We start from the raw sequence: 24,024 nt of genomic DNA on the forward strand, positions 1-24,024 counted from the left end.
AGGGGGGCCTTAGGGAGCGAAGAGCGGCTGGGCGGTCGCTCCACACCCCAGCCCGCACCCCCCCCCCCCCCCCCCCCCCCCCCCCCCCCCCCCCCCCCCCACCGCTGCCCCGAACTGCACCGACGGGCTCGGCACGCCGCGGCCGGGGCGGCCGAGGTCGTGGCGGACCGCATCCGCCGGGAGCCCGGCCCGGCGTCCGTCCACCGGGTCGGGGTGTTCGTCGCCGGGCCGCTGTGCGCCTGCTCGGCCTGGCGCGGACCGCGCTGCCCGGGCCGCTGACCATCTCCCCGGTCCTGGCCGGCCCGCGGATGTGGTCGACCGAGTCCGACCGGGCGCGCGCGGATCGTCGCGAGGTTCCGCCGCTGGGCGCCTGACGCGTGGGGGCACGCCCGGGAGCACCCGGTCGGCTCCGGCGGTGACGCTGGGCGACCTGGCCGCGGCCGGCGCCGCCTCCTGGGCCGCGAACCGCTACGACCCGGTCGACGGGGCCACCACCGCCCGGGTCGGTGACCGCCCGCACCCTGTGACCCATCGAGCGTTGCTGGTCGGCCGGAGTGACCCGCGTCTGCTGGCGTCGGCCGATCCAACCGCCGGGGGTGACCGGCGAGGTCAGCCCCGGCGGGAGACGTCGTCGGGGTCGGGGGTCCGGAACGGCGGATCGGCGTGCTGCCCGCCGTCGTCCGCCGACGGTCGCCCCTCCTCCGGCCGGTCGGGCTCCTCCCCGCCGATCCCGAAACCCTCGGCCGGGGGGGGGGGGGGGGGGGGGGGGGCGGGGGCGGGGGGGCGGGCGGCGGCCCCCCCCCCCCCCCCCCCCCCCCCCCCCCCCCCCCCCCCCCCCCCCCCCCCCCCCGGGTCGGCAGCGGGGATCCCGCCGCCGTCCTCGCCACTGCCGCCCCCTGCCTCCATCGGCGCCCACATCGACATGCCCGGTCACCTCTCGTCGCTCCGTCGCGGACGTCATGCGCATACCCGGGCCGCGTCGGTGGAAGTACCCCACCCCACTTGAACGGCGGGTGAACGGCGGAGAGCGGTGAGCGGCATGGTCGACACGGAGCGGAGCCCGGCACGCCGTCCCGGGCGCGAGAGCGACGGTGAACCGAAGGAGACCCGCAAGGAGCGGATCGACCGCGAGCTGATCGAACTGCTCAACGAGTTGCGCGTGGCGCTCCCCGGGGTGCAGTTCCTCTTCGCCTTCCTGCTGGTGGTGCCGTTCCAGCAGGGGGGCGACGAGCTCACGGAGTTCCAGCGGGACGTCTACTTCGTGACCCTGCTGGCCGCCGCGGTGGCCACCGGGTTGCTCATCGCCCCGGCCGCGCAACACCGGGTGCTGTTCCGTCAGCACGACAAAGAAAACCTGCTGCGGCGCAGCCACCGGTCGGCGTTCGCCGGGCTCATCGTGCTGGCGCTGGCCATCTCATCGGCGGTGCTGCTGGTGACCGACGTGGTCTTCGACCTGACGCAGGCATGGGTCACCGGCGGTGTGGTCGCCCTCCTCCTGGTGTGGTGGTGGATCGCCGTCCCGTTCTGGCAGCGGGCGCACAAGCGGCAGGACGACCTGCAGGACTGACGGCTGTCGCGCTTCCCGACCGGTGTCCAGGGCGCGGCAGATCTCCTCCACGACCGCGTCCGGCTCCTCGTGCTCCCAGAAGCGCAGGACCCGCCACCCGGCCGCGCGCAGGACCGCGTCCGCGCGGCGGTCCCGGGCCACGTTGCCGGCCAGCTTGCGGGCCCACCAGTCGCGGTTGGCCCGGGGCGTGTGGCCACAGGTCGGACAGGCGTGCCAGAAGCACCCGTCGAGGAAGACGACCAGGCGCCGCCCTTTCCACACGAGGTCGCCGCGGGCCCGGATCTGCGGGCAGGGCCGGACATCGACCCGGTAGCGGACGCCGCGCGCGTGCAGCCGTCGGCGGACCGCCATCTCGTGCGCCGTGTCACGGCGCGGCTGTCGCCGGAAGCGCCGGGCGACGACCTCGTCCGACGCCGCCGGTGCGGGACCCGGGCCGGGGACCGGCCGCTCTGCCGTGTCGTCCTCCGGCATGTGACCTCCTCGGCCGGACGGTAGGCGCGGGGTCTGACGGGAGCGGGATGGGCCGGCGGCCGGCAAGGCTCGCCTAACCTGCCGGTGTGAGCGCGACGGCGGCCCGGGAGCAGGCGCCCCCGTCGCCGTCGGCGGTGCCCGACCGGGTGCGGTGGTCGGCGGTCGAGCTCCTCCCGCCACTGCTCGTCGCGCTCCTCGGCACGGTGCTCCTGGCCGCCGGACACGGACTGTGGTTCGACGAGCTGTTCACGGCGGAGGTCGGCCGGTTGCCGTTCCGGGAGATCCTCGCGGCGGTCGTCGAGGGCAGGGGGACGACGAGCTATCTGGTCGACGTCCCGCCCTCCTACAACGCGCCCTACTACCTCGTCGTGCACGCCTGGCTGTCGCTGCCCGGGGTCGGCGGGGACACGTCGCTGCGCGTGCTGTCGCTGCTCGCGACCGCCGGCGGGATCGCGCTGGTCACCCGAGCGGTGAGCCGGCTGACCACGCGGGCGACCGGCGTCCTGGCGGGCACCGTGCTGGCCGCCGCTCCCCTGGTGCTCGAGCAGTCCGTCGAGGCGCGCAGCTACGGGCTGGCGGTGCTGGCGACCGGTGGAGCCGCCCTGGGACTGGTCCGGTGGCTGCAGGAGGCGCCGCGCGGGCGACTGTTGTTCGGCCTGGCCGGCACCGCCATGGGGTTGATGCACTGGTACGCGGTCACCGTGCTGGCCGCCTTCGTCGTGGCCGCGCTGCTGCTGCGCGGGCGGCGGGCCCTGCCGGTCCTGCTCATCGGGGCGGCCGCCGTCCTGCCGACCGTCGGGCTGGTGCTGGTCAACCTGCTCAACGGCACCGGAGCCCGCAACGCCGAGCACCTGCGCGACACCGGCGGCACACTCGCGAACCAGGCCGTCGAGGCCTGGGCCGGCGGGCGGGGGCCACTGCTGTACCTGACGGTCGGGCTGGCCGTGCTCGGCGCCGTGCGGGCCGTCGGCGTGCGGGTCGTGGGGGCCTGCTGGGTGCTCGTGCCGCTCCTGCTCCTGCTGGTCGCGGAGCTGGTGCGACCGGTGTACCTCCCCCGCTACCTGCTCGCCGGCCTGCTCGGCCTCGGCGTCCTGGCGGCGGCGGGAGCGCTGACCGTGCCACGGGCCGCGCGTGCACCGGTGGCCGGGCTGCTCGTGGCCTGCTCGTTGCTGGCCAGTGCGTCCCTGGCCGACCGCGAGCCGCGGGAGCGCGCGGACGAGGTGGTGGCCCTGATCGCCGAGGGGCACCGGGCCGGAGAGCCGGTCGTGGCCGCGGACCAGCGGTCGGCCACCGGGCTGGACCACTACGTCCGCACGGCGGCGCCGCAGCTGCGCCCCGACGTCGTCCTCCCGCCGGACGACGCCCCCACCGACGCGGCCCGCGTCTGGCTGGTGCGCCGCATCATCGACGGGGAGCCGGTCCCCACGGACGACGACGGGATCCTCGAGTCCGCGGGGATGCGGATGACCGCCGAGTACGCCTTCCCGGCGACCAAGACCGACCTCGTCCTCCAGGTCTGGGAACGCTAGGTCGCCGCACATCCGCTCCTGCCCTCAAGCTGCGGCGGGCAGGGCCAGGCCGGTGTGGATCTCGGTGCCGTCGGGTCGCCGGGTGCGCCATCGGCCGTCGGGTCGTCGCTGGATCCGGAACCCGGCGTGGACACAGGTGCGAGTGCCGCTCGCACAGAAGGGCGCTGTTGTCGAGGCTGGTCGGTCCGCCGTGGATCCACTCGATCAGGTGGTGCACGTCGCACCACCAGGTCGGCCAGGGTCAGCGGCGGCGGGCACCCCGAGCAGCGACCGGTTCAGCGGCGGCGGTCGCGGACCGCCCAGAGCAGCGACCGGACCGACTGGCGCAGCCGGGCGCGGGCGGTCCACGCCGACCGGCCGTCCGGACGGCGGTCGCGGGGCACCGGCACGCTGGTCACCGGGAGCCCTGCCAGCCCGACGGCGAGCACGATGCTCGGCGCCTCCGCGGTGAGGACGGCGTCCCGCACGCGGGGCCCCATGGCGAGGAAGGCACCGGCGTCCGGGGGCAGGCCGGTGAGCCGGGCGGCCAGCCGGCGGTGCGCCGTCCCGGTCAGCCTGCGCAGCCGCGACTCGTACTCGCCGCGGCGTCCGGCGAAGACCGCCTCGACGTCACCGACCGCCAGGCGGTCCAGCAGCCGGGGCACCGCCTCGGGCGGGTCCTGCAGGTCGGCGTCCATGCACACCCAGACGTCGGCGGCGGGCTCGGCGGCCAGCCCGCGGGTCAGCGCCGCGTGCTGCCCGCCGTTGACCGTGAGACCGGTGACGGCGATCCGTGGATCGGCGGAGCTGAGCGCGAACGCCACCCGCGCGCTGTCGTCGGGCGAGGCGTCGATGACCAGCCGCAGGCGCCAGTCCCGTTCGGCGAGCACGGCGGCGAGCCGCTCGGCCAGCGGCTCCAGCGTCGCCTCGTTCCGGTAGACGGGGACGACGACGGCGACGCGCGGTCCGGTGGAGCTCATGCGCCCGCGGCCCAGGTGCGGGCCAGCCCCTCGGCGAGGTCGACCGTCGGCCGCCAGCCGAGCCGTGCCGCGGCGAGGGACGGGTCGCTGACCCAGCAGTCGCTGTCCCACTCCCGCCCCGGGTGGGCGCCGGGTGCCGTGGCGATCGGCCGCCCGGTGACCCGCGCGGCCACCTCGACGAGCTCCTCGGTGGAGGTCTGCCGGCCGGTGCCGACGTTGAGCACCTGCCCCGGCGGGAGGTCGTCGGCGAGTGCGGCCCGGACGCAGGCGTCGACGACGTCCCCGACCCACACCCAGTCCCGGCGGCTGACGCGGGCCGGCAGCGGGACCACGGCGCCGCTCCGGGCGGCGTCGAGCACGACCGGGACCAGCCGGGTGGGGTGGTCGCCGGGGCCGTAGACCTGGAACGCGCGCAGCACGACCGCCCGGACGCCGCGCTCGGCCGCCGCGGCCTGCAGCAGCAGGGACCCGGCCGCCTTGGTGGCCCCGAAGAAGCCGCGCGGGCGCAGGGGGGCTCCCTCCGTCAGGGGCGCCGGGCCGGCCGCGTACTCCGTCGACGACCCCAGCCGGACCACGGCCCGGCAGCGGTCGGGCAGCGCGTCGACCAGCCAGGGGCTGGTGTTGACCGCGACCGTGGCGGCCCGCTCCGCGGGCGTCGCCTTGCCCCGGCCCGCGGCCAGCGAGAAGACGACGTCGGGGTCGGCCGCGCGCACGGCGGTCGCCGCGGCGTCCGGGTCGGTCAGGTCGACGTCGGTGCGGGTGAGCCCGACGACCGACCAGCCGTCGGAGCGCAGCCGGGTCACCAGGTGTCGCCCGACGAAGCCGCCGGCCCCGGTCACCACAGCCCTCATGCCGGCTGGGTCACCGGCACGCCGCCCGGCACCGGCCCGGCGGCCACCTGCACCGGCACAGCAGCTCCCGGCGGCGCGGGAGCGGCCTGCGCCGGGACGGCCGGCACGCCGGTGACCGCCGCGACGAAGGCCGCACGCCGCTCGTCGACCTCTGCCGGCGTGGCCCGGCCCAGCTCGTCGAGGGCGGCGAGCAGCCGGGGCACCTCCACCGAGGGGTCCCGGCCGGCCATGTCGGCGGTGAAGGACCGGCGGAGGAAGGTGAAGTCGGTGCCCAGCCGGACCAGCTCGGCGGCCAGCAGCCGGCCCGGGACCGGGAAGCCGCCCCCGGGGAGGGTCAGCCCGCCCACGCCGAAGGGCTGGGGCACCGCGGCGCGGACGGTGTCGACGGTCCCGTCGGTGAGCGGCGCGAACAGGGAGTCCGAGCGGCGGTCGATGCGCAGGTCGTTGAGGCCCACGTAGACCCGCGACAGCGGCCGGCGGGCCAGCTCCGCGGTGCGCGCCACGGCGTCCTGCGTCTCGACCAGGATGCCCAGGCCGCAGCGACCGGCGACCAGGTCGAGGGTGCGGTCGACCTCCTCGGGCGTGCGGACCATCGGCAGCAGCAGCTCGTCGGCGCCGCGGGCGACGGCGTCGTCCACCTCGCCCGGCGTCCACGGGCCGAAGCCGTTGAGTCGGCACAGCAGCCGGCCCGACGTCGCCGCCCGCACGCGGCTGAGGTCCGCGGGCGTGTCGGCGTTGATCTGGGTGCCCTCCCCCCGCTGCCTGCGGTGCTTCCCGCGGCGCTCCCAGTCGACGACGATCCCGGCCGCGCCGGCGGCCACCACGTCGGCTCCCCAGTCCGCGTCGACCGTGAAGAGGAAGAGGTCCACGGGGTGAGCTTAGGCATGCCTAATGCATCCTGGCGCCTCGGAGGGCGCCGCATCCGGCGAGGTCAGACGACGATCCCCGGGGCGGCGCACGACGGCGTCAGCCGACGGTCAGGATCGTCGCCTTCCGCCGCCGGTCCGCTCCTCGCTCGCTCCGCCGGCTCCTCACCTCCGCGCTCGCTCCGCTCCTCGCTCGCTGGCGCTCGCGGCGATGCTCACTCGCTGTCGGCTCGGCCCGCTCGCTGCGATGCTCCGGACGGCGTCAGACGACGGCGGCCGGTCCGGCCGGGAACGGCAGCGCGGCACCCACCACGCGGATCGACACCTCGTCCCCCGCCGACGGGAGGTCCCAGCCCTCCAGCCGGGCGCTGAGGGTCAGCCCCGAGGCGAGCTCCAGCCGGACCCGCGCGTCGTGGCCGAAGAAGTCGACGCCGCGGACGCGGGCTCGCGGCCCCTCGTCCGCGGGGCCGAGCCGGAGCTGCTCCGGACGGAGGAGCACCCGCGCCGGACCGTCGGGGCAGGCATCCCCCAGCACGAGGTCGCCGAGCGCCGAGCGCGCCCGGCCGCCGCGGACCTCGGCGTCGAGGACCACCGACTCCCCCACGAACGTGGCGACGTCCAGGTCCCGCGGGCTGCGGTAGAGCGTCCGCGGATCGGCCAGCTGCACCAGCCGGCCGCCGCGCAGCACGGCCACCTCGTCGGCCATCGACAGCGCCTCGGCCTGGTCGTGGGTGACCAGCACCGCGGTCGCGCCTGCGGCGGCGAGCGCGTCGGCCACCGCCTGCCGCGTCTCCTCGCGCAGCGACGCGTCCAGGGAGGAGAACGGCTCGTCGAGCAGCACGAGGCTGGGCTCGGGGGCCAGCGCGCGGGCGAGCGCCACCCGCTGCTGCTGTCCGCCGGAGAGCTGGTGCGGAGAGCGCTCGGCGAGGCCGCCGTCCAGCCCGACCAGCCGCAGCAGCCCGCGCACCCGCCCGGCGTCGCGGCGCTGCCGGCGGGGCAGGCCGAAGGCGACGTTGCCGGCGACGGTCAGGTGCGGGAACAGACCACCCTCCTGCGGCACGAACCCGATGCGCCGGCGGCGGGCGGCCACGCCGCGACCGGGACCAGCCACCTGCCGGCCCCCCACCTCGATCGTCCCGGCGTCGGGGTCGTCGAACCCGGCGACCAGCCGCAGCAGCGTCGTCTTCCCGCACCCCGAGGGCCCCAGCAGCGCGGTGAACCCGCCCTCGGGCACGTGCAGGTCCACCCCGGTCAACACCGAGGTGGTGCCGTAGGACTTCGTCAGGCCGGTGACGGTCAGGGAGCTCATGCGGGAGGGTCCTCGGTCGGCATCAGGTCGTCAGTCCTCGTCGGGCATCGCGGGAGAGCAGCACGGTGGCCGGTGCCGAGAGCAGCACCATGACGACGGCGTAGGGCGCCGCCGCCCCGTACTCCAGGGCACTGCTCGCCGACCAGAACGCCGTGGCCAGCGTCGTCGTCCCGGTGGGTGCGAGCAGCAGGGTCGCGGTCAGCTCGGTGACGACGGCCAGGAAGACCAGCGCGGCACCGGCTCCGATGCCCGGCGCGAGCAGCGGCAGCGTCACCCGCCGCAGCCGGTCGGTCGCCGAGGACCCCAGCGAGGCTGCCACGTCGTCGTAGATCCGCGGTGACTGCTCGACCGCGGCCCGCACGGTCACGATCGCCCGCGGCAGGAAGAGGATCGCATAGGCGGCCAGGAGCACCGGGACGGTCTGGTAGACCCACGGCGTGACGCGGATGGCGAGGGTGACCAGCGCCAGCGCGATGACGATCGCCGGCACCGAGCTGCCCAGGTACGTGCTGCGCTCCAGCAGCGTGGCGACCCGGCCCCGCGCCCGGACGGCGAGCCAGCCGGTGGGCAGCGCCATCGCCGTGGTGACGACGGCGGCCGCGGCGGCCAGCCCCAGCGTCGTCCCGGTGGTGGTGGCCAGGGACGCCGGGTCCAGGCCGGTGGAGGAGCCGCGGACCAGCCAGGTGACCAGGCTGGCCAGCGGCACCGCGAGCGACAGCCCGACCAGGGCGGCCAGCGCCAGCAGCGAGGGGCCGGTCAGCGCGCCCAGCCGCACCGGCCGACCCGGTCGGGCGACCCCCGCGCCGGTGCGCGCGTAGCCGCGCCGGCCGCGCAGCCGCAGCTCGGCGAGCAGCAGCGCGAGGCACAGCAGCACGAGGACGCCGGCCAGCATCGTGGCGCCGGGCCCGTTGAAGGTGGCCCGGTACTGGTCGTAGATGGCGGTGGTGAAGGTCGGGTACCGCAGCATCTGCAGCGCGCCGAACTCGGCGAGGACGTGCAGGGCGACGAGCAGGCTGCCGCCGAGCAGGGCGACCCGCAGCTGCGGGAGCTGCACCCGCCGGAACACCGCCCAGCCCGACAGCCCCAGCCCGCGCGCGGTCTCCTCCAGCGCCGGGTCCAGGCCGCGGAAGGCGGCCACCACCGGCAGGTAGACGAACGGGGAGTAGGACAGGGTCACGACCAGCAGCGCGCCGAAGTAGGTGTCCAGGCCCGGCAGCAGCGAGATCCAGGCGTAACTGGTGACGAACGCCGGCACGGCCAGGGGCGCCACGAGCAGCACGTGCCAGACCCGCCGTCCGGGCAGCGCGGTGCGCTCCACGAGCCACGCGGCGCCGACCCCCAGGACGGCACACAGCAGCACCGTGCCGCCGACCAGGCGGGCGGTGTTCCAGAGCAGCTCCCCCACCCGCGGCCGGAACACCAGCTCGCGGATGCCGCTCCACCCGACGTCGACGGTGGAGGCGGCGATGTAGCCCAGCGGCAGCAGCGCCAGGACCGCGACGGCCGTGGTCAGCAGCAGCAGGACCGGGGTGCGGCGCAGGCCCGGGCGCGCGCGGGCGGGCCCCGGGACCGGCCGGGTCCCGGAGCCGGCGACCGGTGCTGCGGGGGCGCTCAGAGCAGCCCCACCTCCTGCATGAGCTCGGTGACCCGCTGCTGGTCCAGCGAGCCGGGGTCGACGTCGGGAGCCTGCAGGTCGGCCAGCGGCGGCAGCGCCTCGGCGGAGGCAACGCCGTTGCCGACGGCGTACTCCAGCGCCGAGCTGCGGGCCAGCCGCTCCTGGGCCGCGGGGCTGGTCAGGTAGGCGACCAGCTGCTGGGCCTCCTCCGGCTGGTCGGTGGAGGCCAGCACGCCCGCGCCGGAGACGCTCACGAAGGCGCCGGGATCGGAGTTGCGGAAGTAGTGCAGGGCCGCGTCATCACCCTTGAGCGCGTTCTCGGCCTGGTCGCGGTACCAGTAGTAGTGGTACATCACGCCGGCGTCGATCTCGCCCTCGTCGGCGGCGACCATGACCGCGGTGTTGCTCTGGTAGACCGACGCGTTGCGCTCCAGGCCCTCCAGCCACGCGCGGGTGGCCTCCTCCCCGCGCAGGGCGAGGACGGCGCTGACGATCGCCTGGAAGTCGGGGCCGCCGGCCGCGATGCCGATCCGCCCCGCCCACTCGGGCTCGGCCAGGTCGAGGATCGACGCCGGCAGCTCGGCCTCGGGCAGCTGCGCGGGGTTGTAGACCAGCACGGTCGACCGGGCGGCGAAGCCGGTCCAGTTGCCCGACTCCGGCCGGTACTGCTCGCCCACCTGCTCGAGGGTCGAGGAGTCGAGGGGCGCCAGGAGCCCCTCGCGGTCGAGGATGTCGATCGACGGGCTGTTCTCGGTCAGGAAGACGTCGGCCGGCGAGGCCTCGCCCTCCTGCACGATCTGGTTGGCCAGCTCGGCGTCGTTCGCGTCGCGGAACTCCAGCTCGATGCCGGTCTCCGCGGTGAAGTCCTCGAGCATGGTTCGGACCAGGCTCTCGTGCTGGGCGCTGTAGACGGTCAGCGCCTCTCCTCCAGAGCCCTCGTCGGAGCCGCAGCCGGCGAGCACGCCCGCGGCGGTCAGGGCGGAGGCGAGGGTGGCGGTCGCCCGCCCGGGCCTGGTCACGTGCGGTCCTCCGGCAGGTAGGCGAGGTAAGGCGAGGCAAGGCAAGGCAAGGCAAGGCAAGGCAAGGCAAACCTGACCGATAGGTGTACCACGGGGAGCCCCGCGGTGGGCCGGGTCGGGTGGGCTACAACTGGGCCATGCCCGAGCCCTCCGCTGTCCGACCGCGCCCGCGCACCGCCCGGTTCGCCGAGCTCACCCCGTTCGAGGTCTACGCGCTGTGCCGGCTGCGGGTCGACGTCTTCGTCGTCGAGCAGCAGTGCCCGTACCCCGAACTGGACGGCCGGGACGTCGAGCCGGGCACCGTCCACCTGTGGCACGAGGTGGACGGCGAGGTCGCGGCGACCGTCCGGGTGCTCGACGACGGCGCCACCCGGGCGATCGGCCGGGTGGCGACCGCGGCGGGCCACCGGGGTCAGGGGCTGGCGGCCGAGCTGATCGAGGCCGGGATCGCGCTGTGCGAGGGCTTCCCGATCACCCTCGGCGCGCAGGCCCACCTGGAGGGCTGGTACGAGCGGTTCGGCTTCCGGAGGAGCGGTCCCGGCTACGTCGAGGACGGCATCCCGCACGTGCCGATGCGCCGGGAGGCCTCCTGAGCACCGGCCGTGCGCTCGGTGCGGTCGAGCCACGCGACGACCAGGGCGTGCGGCAGGGTGAGCGCGGCCAGCAGGGGCAGCAGCGGGACCGCGAGGCCCCGCGCACCGTTCGCGGTGACCCAGAGCGCGAGCAGCGCCCCCAGAGCGGTGGCCGTCGGCAGGGCTGCCGACCGGGCCAGGCGGAACAGCGCGCCGGCCGGGTCGCCGGCGGGGTCGCCGGCCACGAGCCGGGCGACGTGCCGGGGAGCGTGCCAGACGCCGGAGTACACGCCGAGCGCGGCAGCGGGTGGGAGGACGAGCGCCACCGCCAGCAGGACCGCCGCCTCCAGCGCCTCCAGCCGGCGCCGCCGGAGCAGCAACAGCGCGATCACCAGCACAGCAGCACCGGTCACCACGGGGACGACGGCCGGGGGCAGCAGCGGACGGCCCTCCGGGTGACCGGGGACCACGGCGGCGACCAGTGCGGCCGCCTCCGGTGACGGCCGTGCCAGCGGGACGAGGACCACCACCGAGCCGAGGACCAGTGCGGCGGTGACCCGCCGCGGCACTCCCCTGCCGGCGCGGAGGTCGGCGACCGCGGTCTCCCCGCTGCCGAAGTGCCAGACGGAGACGGCGACGAAGGCGGCGAGGCCCGGCCCGGGCGCGGCCTGGAACAGCTGGTGGGTCAGGACGGCGAGCACCGCGTACCCGGCCAGGGGCCCGACGCGGCGCCGTCCCGTGCGACCCCGCGCGCGGCCGAGCAGCAGGGCGTCGACCGCGCCGTGCGGCAGCGCCAGGAGCAGGCCGGCGACCAGCACCGCCTCCGCGTGCGACTCCACCGCACCGGGCGCGACGACCCCGAGGGCGAGCGCCACCACGACGGCGGTCAGGGACCCGATCGTCCCGACCTCCAGCGGCGTGCGACGCCGGGGCCGCGAGGGCGCCGTCCGGGTGGCCACGACCGGTCAGGAGTCCCGCGTACGGGGCGCGCCCACCTCTCCCGCCCGGACCTCCCGCTCCCCGTTGCGGCGCAGCCGGTCGAGCACCTCCGGGGACACCCGCCCGAGCTCCGGGAGGACGCCGTCGCTCTTGTGCACGTGGCTGGACCACACCGGCTCCGGGTGGGTGTCCGCGCCGGCGGCGACGTCCTCGGCGGTGCGCAGCTTGGCGACCTTGTGGACGAGGACGCCGAAGCCGATCTTGGCGATGACGTCGGCGACCGAGTAGGCGACCTGCATGGCCGTGAACCAGGCAGGGGTCACGTCGGCGAAGACCGGCACCGCGTACACCAGCGGGTAGATGCCGAAGCTGCCCAGCAGGACGATCGTGGCGTTGCGCAGACTGGCCGCGGCCTCGGGCCCCATCGTCGGCAGGGACCGGCGGACCGCCCCGATGAGCGCCACGTACAGGTAGGCGAAGAAGGCCGTGCTGACCAGTCCCCACACGACGAGGGAGAGCCGATCGCGGCCCTGGTCGGCGACCTGGGCGCCGACGTACCCGGTCACGATCATCAGGAAGGCCGCGGCCATCGTGCTGAACCGCAGGCGCCGGGCGGCCGCACCGGCCACCGAGCACACGGCGAGCAACTCGACCGTCAGCAGGGGCACGGTGACCGACCAGTCGATGTAGCGGGTGCCCTCGGTCGTCCGCGCCTCCTCGGTCGGCACGTAGACGCCGCCCTCCAGCCGGAAGCCGCCGTCCCAGTCGAGGTAGAGGACGAGGTAGGCCACCGTCGCCACCGCGGCCAGGCACAGGGCTGCGTACGACGAGGGCCGGTAGCGCGCGGAGACCTCGTCCTTGCTGGCCCAGGAGTAGAGGAAGTAGGCGAACAGGGCGAAGCCGGCGCCGAGGATGGCCAGCTGCACCACGTCGTAGAGGCCCAGTGGCATGGTCTGCAACTCGGGCACGGGCGGGTCCGAGGGATCCACGGGCGACTCCGGGCGAGGTGGGTTTCCCCCGGGCTACCCGTCAGGGCATCCGCCCCAACCCCTCGGCGCGGCGGGGACCGCGGTCGAACGCCGGCCCGGGTGGGCGCCGGGGTCGCCGGCGCCCACCCGGGCCGTCCTCAGCGCAGGTGCCGGAACGGACCGGTGATGGCGAAGACGTAACCCGGGTTGGCCGGGTCCGCCCCCTCGTCGGGCCCCTCCTCCCCCTCCGCGCGGCCGCTGCCGTCACCCTGGATGTTGGCGAAGAGGATGCGCTGGTCCGGGGAGAAGTTCGGCCCGGTGAACTCCGACTGCGCAGCGGTCTCGTTGCGCGCGAAGAAGAACGCCTCGCCGTCGTCGGTCGCGCCGACCAGGTGCTGCACGCCCTCGCCGTCCTCGGCGATGATCACGCCCCCGAAGGGCGAGACGGTGATGTTGTCGGGACCGTCGGGGTCGCCGTCCTGGTCCCCGGGCGTGTAGGCGAAGCGCAGGGTCAGCTCGATCGTCCCCGCCTTCGGGTCGAGGAACCACACCTGCCCGTCGTGCGACGCGGCGCTGGCCTCCTCCGCGTCGTCCTCGGCGGTCCGGGCGAAGGAGGCGGTGAAGTACGCGCCCCCGTCGCCCCACCACATGCCCTCGAGCTTCTGGCTGCGGGTGACCTCGTCGTCGCCGAACTGCTTGCGGGTGGACGTCGTCGCGGCGTCCCGGTCGGGCACCTCCACCCACTCCACGGCGTAGGTGGTGCCGATCTCCTCGGCGACGGACAGGTCGGGCACGTGCCGGCCGCGGTCGAGCGCGCGCATCGCCTCGAGCGTGCCGGCGTCGTCGGCGAGGTCCCGCAGCCGGTCCTTGCCGTGGCGGAAGTCCTCCGGCGGCGTCCAGCGGTAGAACAGCCCGTAGGGCTGGCTGGCGTCCTCGGTCAGGTAGAAGTGGCCGCGCCGGGGGTCGACGACGACCGCCTCGTGCGGATAGCGGCCCAGTGCCTTGATCGGCCGGGGGTCCCGGTTGGCGTCCCGGTCGTGGGGGTCGACCTCGAAGACGTAGCCGTGCCGCTTCGTCAGCGCCCCGTAGGACCCCTCCTCGCCCTCGACCACCTCGGTCTCCTCGCAGGTCAGCCAGGTGTCCCAGGGCGTCTTGCCGCCGGCGCAGTTGTTGACGGTGCCGGCCAGGCTGACGTACTCGCGCACCCGGTTCCCGTCGCGGTCGACCTCGATGTTCGTCGTCCCGCCGCCGCCGGCCGGGTCGTAGACGAGGCCCTCGACGAGCGGGACCGGGTTCTCCTCGTCGCCACCGACCTCGTGGTTGTAGACGAGGACCGCGCCGCCGCGGCGGCGCGGGAAGCTCGCGGCACCGTCGGGGTCGGCGGGGGTCTTGCCGCCCTCCTCCAGGTCGGTGACGCCGGTCTCGGCGATGATCCGGTACGAGAACCCGGCCGGGAGCGCGAGGATGCCCGCGGGGTCCGGCACGAGCGGGCCGTACCCGGTCCCTCCGTCGCTCCCCGGGTCCCCGTCGTGCGCGGCGGCGGCCCCGGCGCCGAAGATCGTGTCGACGCTGCCGACGAGGACGATGCCCAGCCCCGTCGCCGCACCGCGGCCGAGGAAGGAGCGGCGGGAGACGCCGGCGGTCTCGGGGAGTCGTTCGGATGTCGTCACGGAGCTTCTCTCTCTGTCGCCGAGTACGCGGTCGGGCACACGCTGGACAGGGGAGGTGGCGCGTCCCCCAACGAGGGGCGAACGTCCCGGATCCCCCGGCCGGACGGCCGGGGACGACGACGGCGCGTCGGGGAACACGCCGCGAGGGTGACGGTGCGGACACTCTCCGCAGTCGAGAAGGATGCCGTCGTGGACGCTGCCGAACTCCTGCGGACGGCGGCCGACCGGCTGGAGGCGCTGGCCGCGCGGACGACCCCGGGCGACTGGCGCACCACGGGCCTGCTGGCGTCGCGGCCCGAGGTGGTCGCACACCTGCCCGACGGCGGTACCGAGCACGTGGCCGAGGCGCGGGCGGGCACCGGCGCCTGGATCGCCGCGCTGTCGCCCGCGCTCGCCGCACCGCTGGCCGCGTGGCTGCGTGCCGCGGCCCCCGCCGACCCGGCGGCGACTTCCGTCGCGCGGGCGCTGCTGGCCCGGCTCGACGCCTCCGCCGACCGGGGCCGGGGCCGGGCGGAGGCCCGGGCCCCCCGAGACACCGGGTCCCCGCCCGGACCCGAGTCTACGAGACGACCTCGTTCAGGATGACCCCCGCCGGCGGCGCGGTGGCCCCGGCGCCCGGAGGAGCGGGACCTCGCCGGGCGGCTGCTGCGCAGCTGAGCGCGCTCAGCCCGGCAGACCGCAGGCGGCGGCCCGGCCCATCAGCACCGCGCGCTCCTGCTCGTTGCGGGTGAGCGACGCCGCCCGCTCGAACTCGGCCCGCGCCTCGGCAGCGCGGCCCAGCTGCAGCAGCAGGTCCCCACGGGCCGCGGGCAGCAGGTGGTAACCGCGCAGCGCGGCCACGCCGGCCAGCGCGTCGACCAGCTCCAGGCCGGCCGCCGGCCCGTAGGCGCGGGAGACGGCGACGGCACGGTTGAGCTCGACGACCGGGGAGGGCGCCACCTCGGCGAGCGCCTCGTACAGGGCGGCGATGCGCACCCAGTCGGTCTCCTCCGCCGTCCGGGCGCGGGCGTGGCAGGCGGCGATGGCGGCCTGCAAGCCGTAGGGCCCCAGCCCGGTGCCGAGCTCCTCGGCCCGGCGCAGCGCGGCCAGACCCCGGCCGATCAGCACGTGGTCCCAGCGGGCGCGGTCCTGGTCCAGGAGGAGCACCGGCTGACCGCCGGGACCGACCCGGGCCCGCAGGCGCGAGGCCTGGATCTCCATGAGCGCGACGAGCCCGTGCACCTCGGCCTCGCCCGGTGCCAGGCCGGCGAGGACGCGGCCCAGCCGCAGCGCCTCCTCGCACAGCTCCGGGCGGGTCCAGGACTCCCCCGCCGTGGCCGCGTAGCCCTCGTTGAACACCAGGTAGACCACCTCGAGCACCGAGGAGAGGCGGGCGGTGGAGTCCGCGCCGGCCGGCACCTCGAAGGGCACCCGGGCGGCCGCGAGGGTGCGCTTGGCGCGCACGATCCGCTGGGCCACCGTGGACTCGGGGACGAGGAACGCGCGGGCGATCTCGTCGGTGGTCAGGCCGCCGAGCAGGCGCAGGGTGAGCGCGACCCGCGCCTCGCGGGAGAGGACCGGGTGACAGGCGATGAAGACCAGCCGGAGCAGGTCGTCCTCGACCACCTCGTCCAGTGCGGCCGCCCAGTCCGGCTCCTCGGCGTCGGTCAGCTCGCGGGCGAGCAGGGCGGTCTTGGCCTCCAGGCGCTGCGCCCGGCGGAAGACGTCGATCGCCCGGTGTTTGGCGGTGGCCATGAGCCAGGCGGCCGGCTTGTCGGGCACCCCCGTCTCGGGCCAGCGCTCGAGCGCCGCGACGAGGGCGTCCTGGGCCAGCTCCTCGGCCAGCCCGACGTCCCCCGTGACGCGGGTGAGGGCGGCGACGAGCTTGGCCGACTCGATCCGCCAGACCGCCTCGACGACCCGGTGCGTCGTCGTCGCGCCGCTCATCGCCGCCCTCCGGTCACGCCTGCTGCTGCGCCTCCACCGTCGCCCGCAGCCGGTCCTCCTGCTCGCGCAGCTCGGGGGTGAACGCCTCGCCGAAGTCCTCGGCCTCGGCCACCTGCCGGATCTCCACCTCGCCGTCGCGGAAGGGAGCCCGCCTCATCCACTCGACGACCTCCTCCCGCGAGCTGACCTGCAGGATCCAGAAGCCGGCGATGAGCTCCTTGGTCTCGGCGAACGGGCCGTCGACCACGGTGCTCTTCCCCTCCCTGTCGTAACGGAGCCGGAGGCCCGTCGAACTCGGCTGCAGGCCCTCGCCGGCGAGCATCACGCCGGCCTTGACCAACTGCTCGTTGAAGGCACCCATCTCGGCCAGTTCCTGCTGTGTGGGCAGCACGCCGCTCTCGCTGGCCTCGGACGCCTTGACGATCACCATGAAGCGCATCGGGGTCTCCTCCTCGTCGGCGGGGCGCCGGCCTGGGCCGACCGGCGTGCACCCCACCCTCACCGACACGTCGAACAGCCGGTGCGCCGATCGACACGACGCACCGACTCCGCGTCGCGAGCCCCTCAGCGGTGGGCGTCGACGAACCGGGTGAGCTCCCCGGCGAGGGCCGCCTCGGCGCCGCCGTACTCGTGCCCGGCACCAGGCAGCTCGACGCAGTGCCGGTCGGCGACCGTCATGCGGTCGAACAGGTCCCGCCAGGCCGGCGCCCGCGTCTCCGCACCGCCCCAGGCCAGCAGCAGCGGGGACGGCGAGGCGTTGCAGCCCTGCAGCCAGCGACCCGGGCGCTCGGCGAGGCGCTCGAGGAAGGAGGCCGCGGAGATGGCGAAGTACCAGGCCGGGACCGGGATCAGCAGGTGGCCCTCGCCGCGGTCGACCATCGCCTGCGCCCGGACCCGCGCCCGGTCCAGCGCCGCGTCGTCGTCGAACCAGGCCGACAGCGGGAAGCGCACCGAGGTCAGCGGGGAGAGGAACACCCGTCCGGCCACCTCGTCGGCGCCCGGCGCCCAGTCGCCCAGGGAGTACCCGCCCGCGGAGTGGCCGACGACGAACACCGGCAGGCCGGTCCGCTCGCGCAGCCAGGCCGCGCCCGCACGCAGGTCGACCGGCCCGTCGTCCAGCCGCTCCCACATGCCGCCGTGGGCCGCCTCGGCGCCGGTCGCGATGCCCGGGGCGTCGCCGAGCCGGCTGTAGCCGAGGTCGTGGCAGCGCAGGTTGAGCGACAGGTGCACGAACCGGTCGGGCGCCACCAGCGGCGGGAGGGTCCGCGGCGGGCCGGAGTAGCAGTTGCCGCCCTTGCCGTGCACGTGCAGCAGCGCCGCGACCGGCTCCCGCGGCGGCGGGTACAGCAGGCCCTGCAGCAGCACGCCGTCCTCGGCGGGGACGTCGACCAGCTGCGGGCCGCCGGTGGGCAGGCCGGGCGGGGCCGTCGTCATGGGGCTCCCGTCGTCGCCGGAGGCGCCCCCGGTGCGGCACGGTCGCCGCACCGGGAGCTCGCGGTCAGTCGTCGATGATCGCCGCGTCGTAGTCGATCTCCTCGTCGACGAGGCCGTACTTGACCATCAGCTCGCCGAACGTCCGGATCGACTCGGGGTCGTTCTTCCCGCGCCACTGGATGAGGTTGATCTGCTCGGCGAGGGCCGGGTCGATCTCGATCAGCTCGGGCATGGCCTGCCGGAAGGACTCCGGGTCCTGCCGGATGTCGTCGGCGGTCGCCTGCACGGCCCGCCCGAAGGCCGCCACGACGTCGTCGCCCACCCGGGCGATGGTCTCGTCGGTCATGACCATGGTGCCGATCTGCAGGCCCGGCTCGATCCCCACCCACGGGCGGTGGACGACGCGCAGGCCCTGGTTCTGCCCGATGGTCGCGAACGGCTCGATCACGATGCCGGCGTCGACGTCCCCGCGGTCGATGGCGGCCAGGATGTCCGGGAACGGCAGCTCGACCGGGTTGATCGCGTCCTCGGCGAAGCCCTGGTCGTCCCGGATCCGGCCGATCGCCAGGTCGTTGACGTTGCGCAGCGCGTTGACGCCCATCCGGACGCCGTCGAGGTCCTGCGGGCCCTGGATGGGGCTGTCGGGCTTGACCAGGACCGCGGCGAAGTCGCCGTCGGGCTCCTCGGAGGTGGCGCTCCCGGCGGCGACCATCTTGATCGGCAGGCCGGCGTTGATGCTGGTGATCGCGGAGACCAGGTCCAGGCCGAGGACGTCCATGTCGCCCTGCACGAGCGCCGGGACCGTGGCGGTGCCACCACCGGGGTTCACCCGCGCCTGCAGGTCGATCCCCTCGTCCTCGAAGTGCCCGCGCTGGACGCCGTACGCCACGAAGGAGTACGGGCCGCCGGGGGTCTCGGCCATGGTCAGCGTCGTCAGGCCGCCGTCGCCGGCGCCCGTCGACCCGGCCGAGCCGGCCGCGTCGGCCGAGTCGTCGGACCCGCCGCACGCCGTACCCGCCACCAGCACAGCGGCGGTGAGCAGCGCCCACGCGGCTCGAGAGGACTTCATCCGATCTCCTTGGAGGTCGTTCGGGGACGCCGGCCGACCGGTCGGCGCGCTGTAACGTACGTCACCGTTCCACGCTGGACAATCGACGGGAGGGAAGTTCCGCTACGTCGAATCGGAGTCACTTCAACGAGAAGTGCACCCAGCGCTTGCCCTCGGCCTGACCGGCCAGCTCGCGTCCGGCCGACTGCATGATCAGCGGGGACGACGAGACGTGTTGCGTGCCGCCGTGCACGTCCCGGAACAGTCGCTGCAGGGTGCCGCGGCGCAGCGCGTCGGTGCCGGCCGACACGTAGGCGAACTGCGCGATCTCGGCGACGGAGAACGTGGCGTTGTGCAGCGCGACCCGGTTGAGCGTGTGCTGCCGCAGCGGGATCTCCTGCCCCCGGGCCAGCGTCGCCTCGATCTCCTCCCACACCTCGTAGAGGAGCGCCTTGGCGGCGCGCAGCTGCACCTCGGCCTTCGCGTAGCGCTCGGCGAAGGCGTCGGTGTCGGTGAGCGCGCCGGGGCGGCCGGCCTTCGCCCGGACGACGGCGGCCAGCTCGTCGAGCACCCGGCGGCCCACGCCGAGCACCCAGCCGCCGTGGTTGATGCTGGCGAAGTTGCCGATGCCGATCCGGTAGAGGTCTCCCCCGGTCACCGGCTCGGTGGACAGCGACGGGTAGCTGTACTCGATCGGGACGAAGCAGTCCTCGAGGGTGTAGTCGATGCTTCCCGTGCCGCGCAGGCCCAGGACGTCCCAGTTCTCGATGAAGGTGACCTGCTCGACCGGCACGATGAAGAACCGCGTCTGGCCCGTCTCGGTGTCCAGCGCGGCCGTGTGCAGGTGGGTGCAGTGCTTGATGCCCGAGGCGAAGGACCACTCGCCGCTGATCCGGTGACCGCCGGCGACCGGGACGGCGCGACCGGGCCTGGTGCCCTGGCCGGCGATGCCCAGCCGCGGGGTGGCGAACAGCTCGCGGGCGGCGTCCTTGCCGAAGAACGCGCCGGCCAGCCCGGTGGCCAGCCCCATGGCCATGGTCACCCAGCCGGTCGAGGGGTCGGCGTGGGAGAGGGTGCGGAACAGGTCCATCGACTGCCGCGGCGTCATCTCCGCGCCGCCCAGCTCCCGCGGGGTGAAGACGCCGATCGCCCCGATGCGGTAGAGCTCCTCCACGACCGGCTCGGCGATCCGGCCCTCGCGGTCGTTCTCCTCCCCGTACCGGTCGACGAGGTCGGTGAGCTCCTCGGCCGCGCGGATTACCTCGGCCGGCGTCCGCCCCGTGGTCACCGGCTGCTCCTGCACGGTCGTCATGCCCTGCCTCTCCGTCGTGCCATCGGCGTCCGCCGTCGTTCCAGCGGCGTTCCGCCGTCGTGCCATCGCGTTCCGCGACCGACTGTAGGGAGCGGGAACGGGGGTGACACGGGTCCGGCTGATAGGGAATCGGCCCGCACTGATTCCGCCCGGGAATGAGCGGGCCGACCTGCGGGGACCTCGGCGAGGGAGGCGGCCGGGGACCGGCGTCCCGGACCGGTGATGACCCGCGGGTCTCAGTCGCCCGGCCTCGTCTCGCCGTCCTCCCAAGGGCGCAGCGCCAGGAAGTTGTCGAGCACGGCCGGCCGGGGCCCGGCACGCCACATCGCGCCCATCGTCAGGGTCAGGTCGCCGTCCTCCAGGGGCACGTGGGCGACGCTCGCCTGCGCGGCCAGCCGGGCCGACGCGGGGGCGAAGGCGACCCCGAGGCCGCCGGCCACCAGACCGAGCGCGATGGAGGTGCTGCTGACCTCGTGGGCGACCCGCGGGCTGAACCCGGCCCGGTTGCACGCGGTGACGTAGTAGTCGTGCAGCCCGGGCTCCACCGCGCGGTCGATGAGGATGACCTCCTCGCCGGCGATCTCCGCCAGGGGGACCGACGAGCGCTCGGCCAGCCGGTGCCCGCGCGGGACGACCAGCAGCACCGGTTCCTCGCTCACCACCGTCGTCCGCAGCTCCGGCCGCGGCGGGATGGGCAGCCGGGTGAACGCGAGGTGCATGCTGCCGTCGGTGACCCGCTCGAGCGCCGTCCGGCTGGTGGCCTCGCTCAGGGTCAGGACGACGCGGGGGTGGTGCCGCCGGAAGGCCCGCAACGACCGCGGGAGCAGATCGGCCAGCGCGGGCTGGATGAACCCGATGGACAGCCGGCCCACCTCGCCACGGACGACGGCGCGGGCCCGGTCGACGGCGCCGTCCGCGCGGGCGAGCACCTCGACGGCCTCGGCGAGGAAGACCCGCCCGGCCTCGGTGAGGGTCACCCCGCGGCGGTCGCGGTCGAGCAGCTGGACCCCGAGCTCGTGCTCCAGCGCGCTGATCTGCTTGCTCAGCGCCGGCTGGACGATGTGCAGCTTCTGCGCGGCGCGGCGGAAGTGGAGCTCCTCCGCGACGGAGACGAAGTAGCGCAGGTGGCGCAGCTCCACCGGCTACCGCGCCGTGCGGGGCGCGCTCACAGCCACGCGGGCACCTCGGGGATGCCGCCGTCGGCCTCGAGCCCCTCGCCCCGGGAGCGCCCGGTGAGCCAGGCGGTCACCGCCGGCAGCGGGCCGGAGACGGCCACCGAGCCGGTCCCCCACTCGCGGTCGCCGGCGAACACCACGACGTCGGGCACCTGGTCGCGGCGGTCCCACATGCGGAACACGTCGTCGATCATGGCCGCCTGGATGTCCTCGGCGATGTCGCCGAAGGTCACCCCGGAGTCGAGGTCGACGGCGTGCACGTAGACCTCGCGGCAGCGCATCCACGGCACCTCCGACGCCGGGACCTCGCGGCCCTGCGCGGTCCGCACCGTCGCCGACCAGGCCTCGCCGGGGAGGCCGCGCACCGCCTCGGCGAGCCGGCCGGTCGCGGCGAGCACCTCCCCGCGCAGCTCGGCCGGGGACAGCTCCGCCGCCTCGGCGATCCCCGCCTCGCGGGCCTCGGGCGAGGCGTACATCGGCGTCTCGACGCCGGTCCGCGCCCAGGCCAGCAGGTTGCACAGCGCGTCGGCGTTGCGGGCCACGTGGGCCAGCAGGAAGTGCCGGCTCCAGCCGGGGAGCAGCGACGGGGAGCCGAACTCCTCGTCGGTCAGCCGGCCGAGGGCGGTGCCGAACAGCCGCTCCCCGTCGGCCCACCAGTCGAGCGTCTCCGGCGTGGTCATGCGCTCCTCCTCGGCGAGGGCCGGGTCAGCGGACGGTGACCGCCATGGACCCGATCCGGCTGATGGTCATCTCCAGCTTCTCACCGGGTGCGATGGGGCCCACACCGGGAGGGGCGCCGGTGAACAGCACGTCGCCGGGCACCAGGGTCATGATCGTCGAGGCGTAGGCGACGATCTGGCGCACCGGGGTGATCAGGTCCCGGGTGTTCACCGACTGCCGCACCTCCCCGCCGCTGGTGAGCCGGATGTCGAGGTCCGACCCGTCGCCGACCTCGTCGGCGGTCACCAGCCAGGGGCCGAGCGGGCTGAAGGTGTCGTAGCTCTTGCGCCGGGAGCGGTCCGCGGCGCTGCGGACGGTGATGTCCAGCCCGGCGGTGAACCCGAGGACGGCGTCCAGGGCGGACTCGACCGGGATGTCCTTGCCCCCGGTGCCGATCACCACGACCAGCTCCGACTCGTGGTGCACCTCGGAGCCGGCGGCGACGACGTCGGGCGGCAGCACGATCTCCGCGCCCGGGCCGACGATCGAGGACGGCGCCTTGAGGAAGACGTCGAACTCCATCATCCAGGACTCGACCCGGCCCAGCGTCCGCTCCTGGACGCCGTGCATCTCGGCGACGTGCTCGCCGTAGTTGCTGGCCGCGGCGATCACCTTGGACGGCCCGAGGACCGGCGCCCGCAGCGCGACCTCGGCGACCGGCCGCGGCGTCCCGGCCCCGGCGGCCTCCCGCAGCCGGGGCAGCACGGTGGCCGCGTCGCGGCACAGCGCCCGCCACCAGCCGGCGGTGACCGGGTCCGGGTCGTGCGGCCAGGGCAGCGCGTCGGTGACGTCGACGAGCGACGTGTCGTCCGCGGCGACCACGCCGAGCCGGTTGTCGTCGAAGAGGGCGAGCTTCACGGGTCTCCAGAGTCAGCGGGGGTGGTTCTCAGCGGGGGGTGAAGGTGCCGGTCACCGGCTGCGGGCCGGGCAGGACCTGCTCGCGGTAGATGCCCAGCGCGCGCAGCACGGGCGCGTCGGTGAGCAGGAACAGCACGCTCTCCTCGCCGGCGGTGTGCTCGACGGCCGACCAGGACGGCGCGACGAACATGTCGCCGGGGCCCCAGTCGAAGCGCTGGCCGTCGATCACCGTCGAGCCCGAGCCCTGGAACGCGACGAAGACGGCGTTGCCCGAGCGGCGCACCGGGAGGCTGTGCCCGCCGGCCCGGACCCGGAGCACCGAGCAGCCCAGGGTCGGCAGCACGCTGGCGCCGGTGGTGGGGTTGACGTACTCCAGGGCGATGACCGGCTCGTCGGACTCCGCGGCCAGCCGGTCCAGCTCGGCGGCGGTGTCGGCCCAGCGGTAGATGAGCAGCGGCGAGGGACCGGGGGTCAGTGGCCCGTCGACGGCGCCCCGCACGTAGCGGGTGCCCGGCGGGTGCGCCCGCTCGGAGAGGTTGTGCTCGGCCGGCTGGGGCTGGCTCTCCCCCGGCCCGGGGTAGGGCTCGAAGAAGACGGCGTCCAGCGCCTCGACCATCGGCAGGTCCAGGCCGTCGAACCAGAACATCTCCGAGTCGCCGCCGTTGACGTGGTCGTGCCAGTTCCACGACGGGGTGAGCACCAGGTCGCCGGGGTGCATGTCGCAGGCGTCGCCGTCGACGGTCGTCCAGACGCCCTCGCCCTCGAGCACCCACCGGACCGCGCCGGGCGTGTGCCGGTGCGCCGGCGCGGTCTCCCGCGGGCCGAGGCACTGGAGGGCGCCCCACAGCGTGCCGGCGGCGTACGGCCGGCCGCCGAGGCCGGGGTTCTGCAGGCTGAGCACCCGCCGCTCACCGCCGCGCTCGACCGGGACGAGCTGGATCGCCCGGCGGGCCAGCGGCTTCATCGTCGCCGCCGACCACAGCCACGGGATCGCCCGCGGCTGCGGGGTGGGGGTGAGCAGTTGCTCGGTGATGGTCCACAGCGGCCGGAGGTCGACCGCGGCCAGGTCGCGGTAGAGCGCCTCCAGCTCCAGGTCGGTGCGGGTCTCGGGGCTCGCGGTCATCGCAAGGACCTCCAGTTCTCGTGCCGCGGGGCGCGCGGGGCGGGCGTCGACCGGCGGGCCCTCGGACGGAGAAGCGCGGCAGTGGCTCCACCG

22 protein-coding genes and 1 pseudogene are annotated in these 24,024 nt (G+C 75.5%); 4 read left to right on the forward strand and 19 right to left on the reverse strand.

All coding sequences use genetic code 11. The features are described 5' to 3' along the window. Positions 1-1,039 precede the first annotated feature (1,039 nt). Positions 1,040-1,567 carry a DUF6328 family protein gene (locus tag ACI79I_RS22885; protein WP_456994620.1) on the forward strand — a complete coding sequence of 176 codons (528 nt, stop codon included), beginning with the start codon at positions 1,040-1,042 and terminating at the stop codon, positions 1,565-1,567. A 78-nt stretch (positions 1,568-1,645) separates the two neighbouring features. Here the strand turns inward: ACI79I_RS22885 and vsr are convergent. Then, positions 1,646-2,038 (reverse strand): annotated as a pseudogene (gene vsr, locus ACI79I_RS22890) (DNA mismatch endonuclease Vsr); the annotation flags it as partial. An 86-nt stretch (positions 2,039-2,124) separates the two neighbouring features. Between vsr and ACI79I_RS22895 the strand changes: the two are divergent. Next, on the forward strand, positions 2,125-3,567 hold the full coding sequence (locus ACI79I_RS22895) for a hypothetical protein (protein ID WP_456994621.1): 1,443 nt from the start codon (positions 2,125-2,127) through the stop codon (positions 3,565-3,567). Between the two features lie 275 nt (positions 3,568-3,842). Here the strand turns inward: ACI79I_RS22895 and ACI79I_RS22900 are convergent, their stop codons facing one another. From ACI79I_RS22900 to ACI79I_RS22925, 6 genes are all read right to left on the reverse strand, one after another. Then, positions 3,843-4,526, reverse strand: coding sequence for a glycosyltransferase (locus ACI79I_RS22900; protein WP_456994622.1), 684 nt, complete (start codon positions 4,524-4,526; stop codon positions 3,843-3,845). Further along, on the reverse strand, positions 4,523-5,377 hold the full coding sequence (locus tag ACI79I_RS22905; RefSeq protein ID WP_456994623.1) for an NAD-dependent epimerase/dehydratase family protein: 855 nt from the start codon (positions 5,375-5,377) through the stop codon (positions 4,523-4,525). Before ACI79I_RS22905 ends, ACI79I_RS22900 begins: the two co-directional genes overlap by 4 nt. Then, entirely contained in the window at positions 5,374-6,246 is an 873-nt protein-coding gene (locus tag ACI79I_RS22910) for an aldolase/citrate lyase family protein (RefSeq protein WP_456994624.1), read from the reverse strand. The genes ACI79I_RS22905 and ACI79I_RS22910 overlap by 4 nt, the downstream gene beginning before the upstream one ends. Before the next feature lie 259 nt (positions 6,247-6,505). Continuing rightward, positions 6,506-7,552 (reverse strand): ABC transporter ATP-binding protein, encoded by a 1,047-nt coding sequence (locus tag ACI79I_RS22915; RefSeq protein WP_456994625.1) that lies wholly within the window; start codon positions 7,550-7,552, stop codon positions 6,506-6,508. Positions 7,553-7,574: 22 nt separating this feature from the next. Then, complete coding sequence (locus ACI79I_RS22920) at positions 7,575-8,972, reverse strand: ABC transporter permease (RefSeq protein WP_456994626.1); 1,398 nt, start codon at positions 8,970-8,972, stop codon at positions 7,575-7,577. 191 nt (positions 8,973-9,163) lie between these two features. Continuing rightward, entirely contained in the window at positions 9,164-10,186 is a 1,023-nt protein-coding gene (locus ACI79I_RS22925; protein ID WP_456994627.1) for an iron ABC transporter substrate-binding protein, read from the reverse strand. 137 nt (positions 10,187-10,323) lie between these two features. On the opposite strand from ACI79I_RS22925, the gene ACI79I_RS22930 reads away from it, so the two are divergent. Continuing rightward, positions 10,324-10,779 (forward strand): GNAT family N-acetyltransferase, encoded by a 456-nt coding sequence (locus ACI79I_RS22930; protein ID WP_456994628.1) that lies wholly within the window; start codon positions 10,324-10,326, stop codon positions 10,777-10,779. Here the strand turns inward: ACI79I_RS22930 and ACI79I_RS22935 are convergent. From ACI79I_RS22935 to ACI79I_RS22945, 3 genes are all read right to left on the reverse strand, one after another. Next, positions 10,728-11,717 (reverse strand): beta-carotene 15,15'-dioxygenase, Brp/Blh family, encoded by a 990-nt coding sequence (locus ACI79I_RS22935; protein WP_456994629.1) that lies wholly within the window; start codon positions 11,715-11,717, stop codon positions 10,728-10,730. The two genes, ACI79I_RS22930 and ACI79I_RS22935, sit on opposite strands and share 52 nt — an antisense overlap. Positions 11,718-11,723: 6 nt before the next feature. Next, entirely contained in the window at positions 11,724-12,665 is a 942-nt protein-coding gene (locus ACI79I_RS22940) for a bacteriorhodopsin (RefSeq protein ID WP_456994630.1), read from the reverse strand. A gap of 158 nt (positions 12,666-12,823) precedes the next feature. Further along, positions 12,824-14,335: an alkaline phosphatase PhoX gene (locus tag ACI79I_RS22945; RefSeq protein ID WP_456994631.1), complete on the reverse strand. Its 1,512-nt coding sequence runs from the start codon at positions 14,333-14,335 to the stop codon at positions 12,824-12,826. Positions 14,336-14,524: 189 nt separating this feature from the next. Here ACI79I_RS22945 and ACI79I_RS22950 point away from each other — a divergent pair, with 189 nt between their 5' ends. Next, entirely contained in the window at positions 14,525-14,920 is a 396-nt protein-coding gene (locus ACI79I_RS22950; RefSeq protein ID WP_456994632.1) for a hypothetical protein, read from the forward strand. A 78-nt stretch (positions 14,921-14,998) separates the two neighbouring features. Here ACI79I_RS22950 and ACI79I_RS22955 read toward each other — a convergent pair whose 3' ends face one another. The 9 genes from ACI79I_RS22955 to ACI79I_RS22995 form a co-directional block, all read right to left on the reverse strand. Further along, positions 14,999-16,261, reverse strand: coding sequence for an RNA polymerase sigma factor (locus tag ACI79I_RS22955; protein WP_456994633.1), 1,263 nt, complete (start codon positions 16,259-16,261; stop codon positions 14,999-15,001). 13 nt (positions 16,262-16,274) lie between these two features. Next, positions 16,275-16,700, reverse strand: coding sequence for a YciI family protein (locus tag ACI79I_RS22960; protein WP_456994634.1), 426 nt, complete (start codon positions 16,698-16,700; stop codon positions 16,275-16,277). Between the two features lie 125 nt (positions 16,701-16,825). Then, positions 16,826-17,695: an alpha/beta hydrolase gene (locus tag ACI79I_RS22965; protein WP_456994636.1), complete on the reverse strand. Its 870-nt coding sequence runs from the start codon at positions 17,693-17,695 to the stop codon at positions 16,826-16,828. 64 nt (positions 17,696-17,759) lie between these two features. Further along, entirely contained in the window at positions 17,760-18,764 is a 1,005-nt protein-coding gene (locus ACI79I_RS22970; RefSeq protein ID WP_456994638.1) for an ABC transporter substrate-binding protein, read from the reverse strand. A gap of 118 nt (positions 18,765-18,882) precedes the next feature. Further along, the gene (locus ACI79I_RS22975; protein ID WP_456994640.1) at positions 18,883-20,055 is read right to left on the reverse strand and encodes an acyl-CoA dehydrogenase family protein; all 1,173 of its coding nucleotides are present in this window, start codon (positions 20,053-20,055) and stop codon (positions 18,883-18,885) included. A gap of 236 nt (positions 20,056-20,291) precedes the next feature. After that, positions 20,292-21,194 carry a LysR family transcriptional regulator gene (locus tag ACI79I_RS22980; protein ID WP_456994642.1) on the reverse strand — a complete coding sequence of 301 codons (903 nt, stop codon included), beginning with the start codon at positions 21,192-21,194 and terminating at the stop codon, positions 20,292-20,294. 26 nt (positions 21,195-21,220) lie between these two features. Beyond that, a complete protein-coding gene (locus ACI79I_RS22985) occupies positions 21,221-21,910 on the reverse strand; it encodes a maleylpyruvate isomerase family mycothiol-dependent enzyme (RefSeq protein WP_456994644.1) in 690 nt (229 codons plus the stop codon). 25 nt (positions 21,911-21,935) lie between these two features. Further along, positions 21,936-22,808, reverse strand: a complete 873-nt coding sequence (locus tag ACI79I_RS22990) for a fumarylacetoacetate hydrolase family protein (RefSeq protein WP_456994646.1) — start codon at positions 22,806-22,808, stop codon at positions 21,936-21,938. Between the two features lie 28 nt (positions 22,809-22,836). Next, the gene (locus ACI79I_RS22995; RefSeq protein WP_456994648.1) at positions 22,837-23,931 is read right to left on the reverse strand and encodes a cupin domain-containing protein; all 1,095 of its coding nucleotides are present in this window, start codon (positions 23,929-23,931) and stop codon (positions 22,837-22,839) included. Between the last annotated feature and the right edge of the window lie 93 nt (positions 23,932-24,024).

Source organism: Geodermatophilus sp. SYSU D01105 (genome assembly GCF_054050095.1).

Excerpts from the sequence above, each read along its gene's own strand:
- ACI79I_RS22885 (WP_456994620.1), top strand. The coding sequence starts at position 1,040 with ATGGTCGACACGGAGCGGAGCCCGGCACGCCGTCCCGGGCGCGAGAGC.
- ACI79I_RS22985 (WP_456994644.1), bottom strand. The coding sequence starts at position 21,910 with ATGACCACGCCGGAGACGCTCGACTGGTGGGCCGACGGGGAGCGGCTG.
- ACI79I_RS22905 (WP_456994623.1), bottom strand. The coding sequence starts at position 5,377 with ATGAGGGCTGTGGTGACCGGGGCCGGCGGCTTCGTCGGGCGACACCTG.
- ACI79I_RS22995 (WP_456994648.1), bottom strand. The coding sequence starts at position 23,931 with ATGACCGCGAGCCCCGAGACCCGCACCGACCTGGAGCTGGAGGCGCTC.
- ACI79I_RS22955 (WP_456994633.1), bottom strand. The coding sequence starts at position 16,261 with ATGAGCGGCGCGACGACGACGCACCGGGTCGTCGAGGCGGTCTGGCGG.
- ACI79I_RS22960 (WP_456994634.1), bottom strand. The coding sequence starts at position 16,700 with ATGCGCTTCATGGTGATCGTCAAGGCGTCCGAGGCCAGCGAGAGCGGC.
- ACI79I_RS22970 (WP_456994638.1), bottom strand. The coding sequence starts at position 18,764 with ATGAAGTCCTCTCGAGCCGCGTGGGCGCTGCTCACCGCCGCTGTGCTG.
- ACI79I_RS22915 (WP_456994625.1), bottom strand. The coding sequence starts at position 7,552 with ATGAGCTCCCTGACCGTCACCGGCCTGACGAAGTCCTACGGCACCACC.
- ACI79I_RS22930 (WP_456994628.1), top strand. The coding sequence starts at position 10,324 with ATGCCCGAGCCCTCCGCTGTCCGACCGCGCCCGCGCACCGCCCGGTTC.
- ACI79I_RS22965 (WP_456994636.1), bottom strand. The coding sequence starts at position 17,695 with ATGACGACGGCCCCGCCCGGCCTGCCCACCGGCGGCCCGCAGCTGGTC.
- ACI79I_RS22975 (WP_456994640.1), bottom strand. The coding sequence starts at position 20,055 with ATGACGACCGTGCAGGAGCAGCCGGTGACCACGGGGCGGACGCCGGCC.
- ACI79I_RS22900 (WP_456994622.1), bottom strand. The coding sequence starts at position 4,526 with ATGAGCTCCACCGGACCGCGCGTCGCCGTCGTCGTCCCCGTCTACCGG.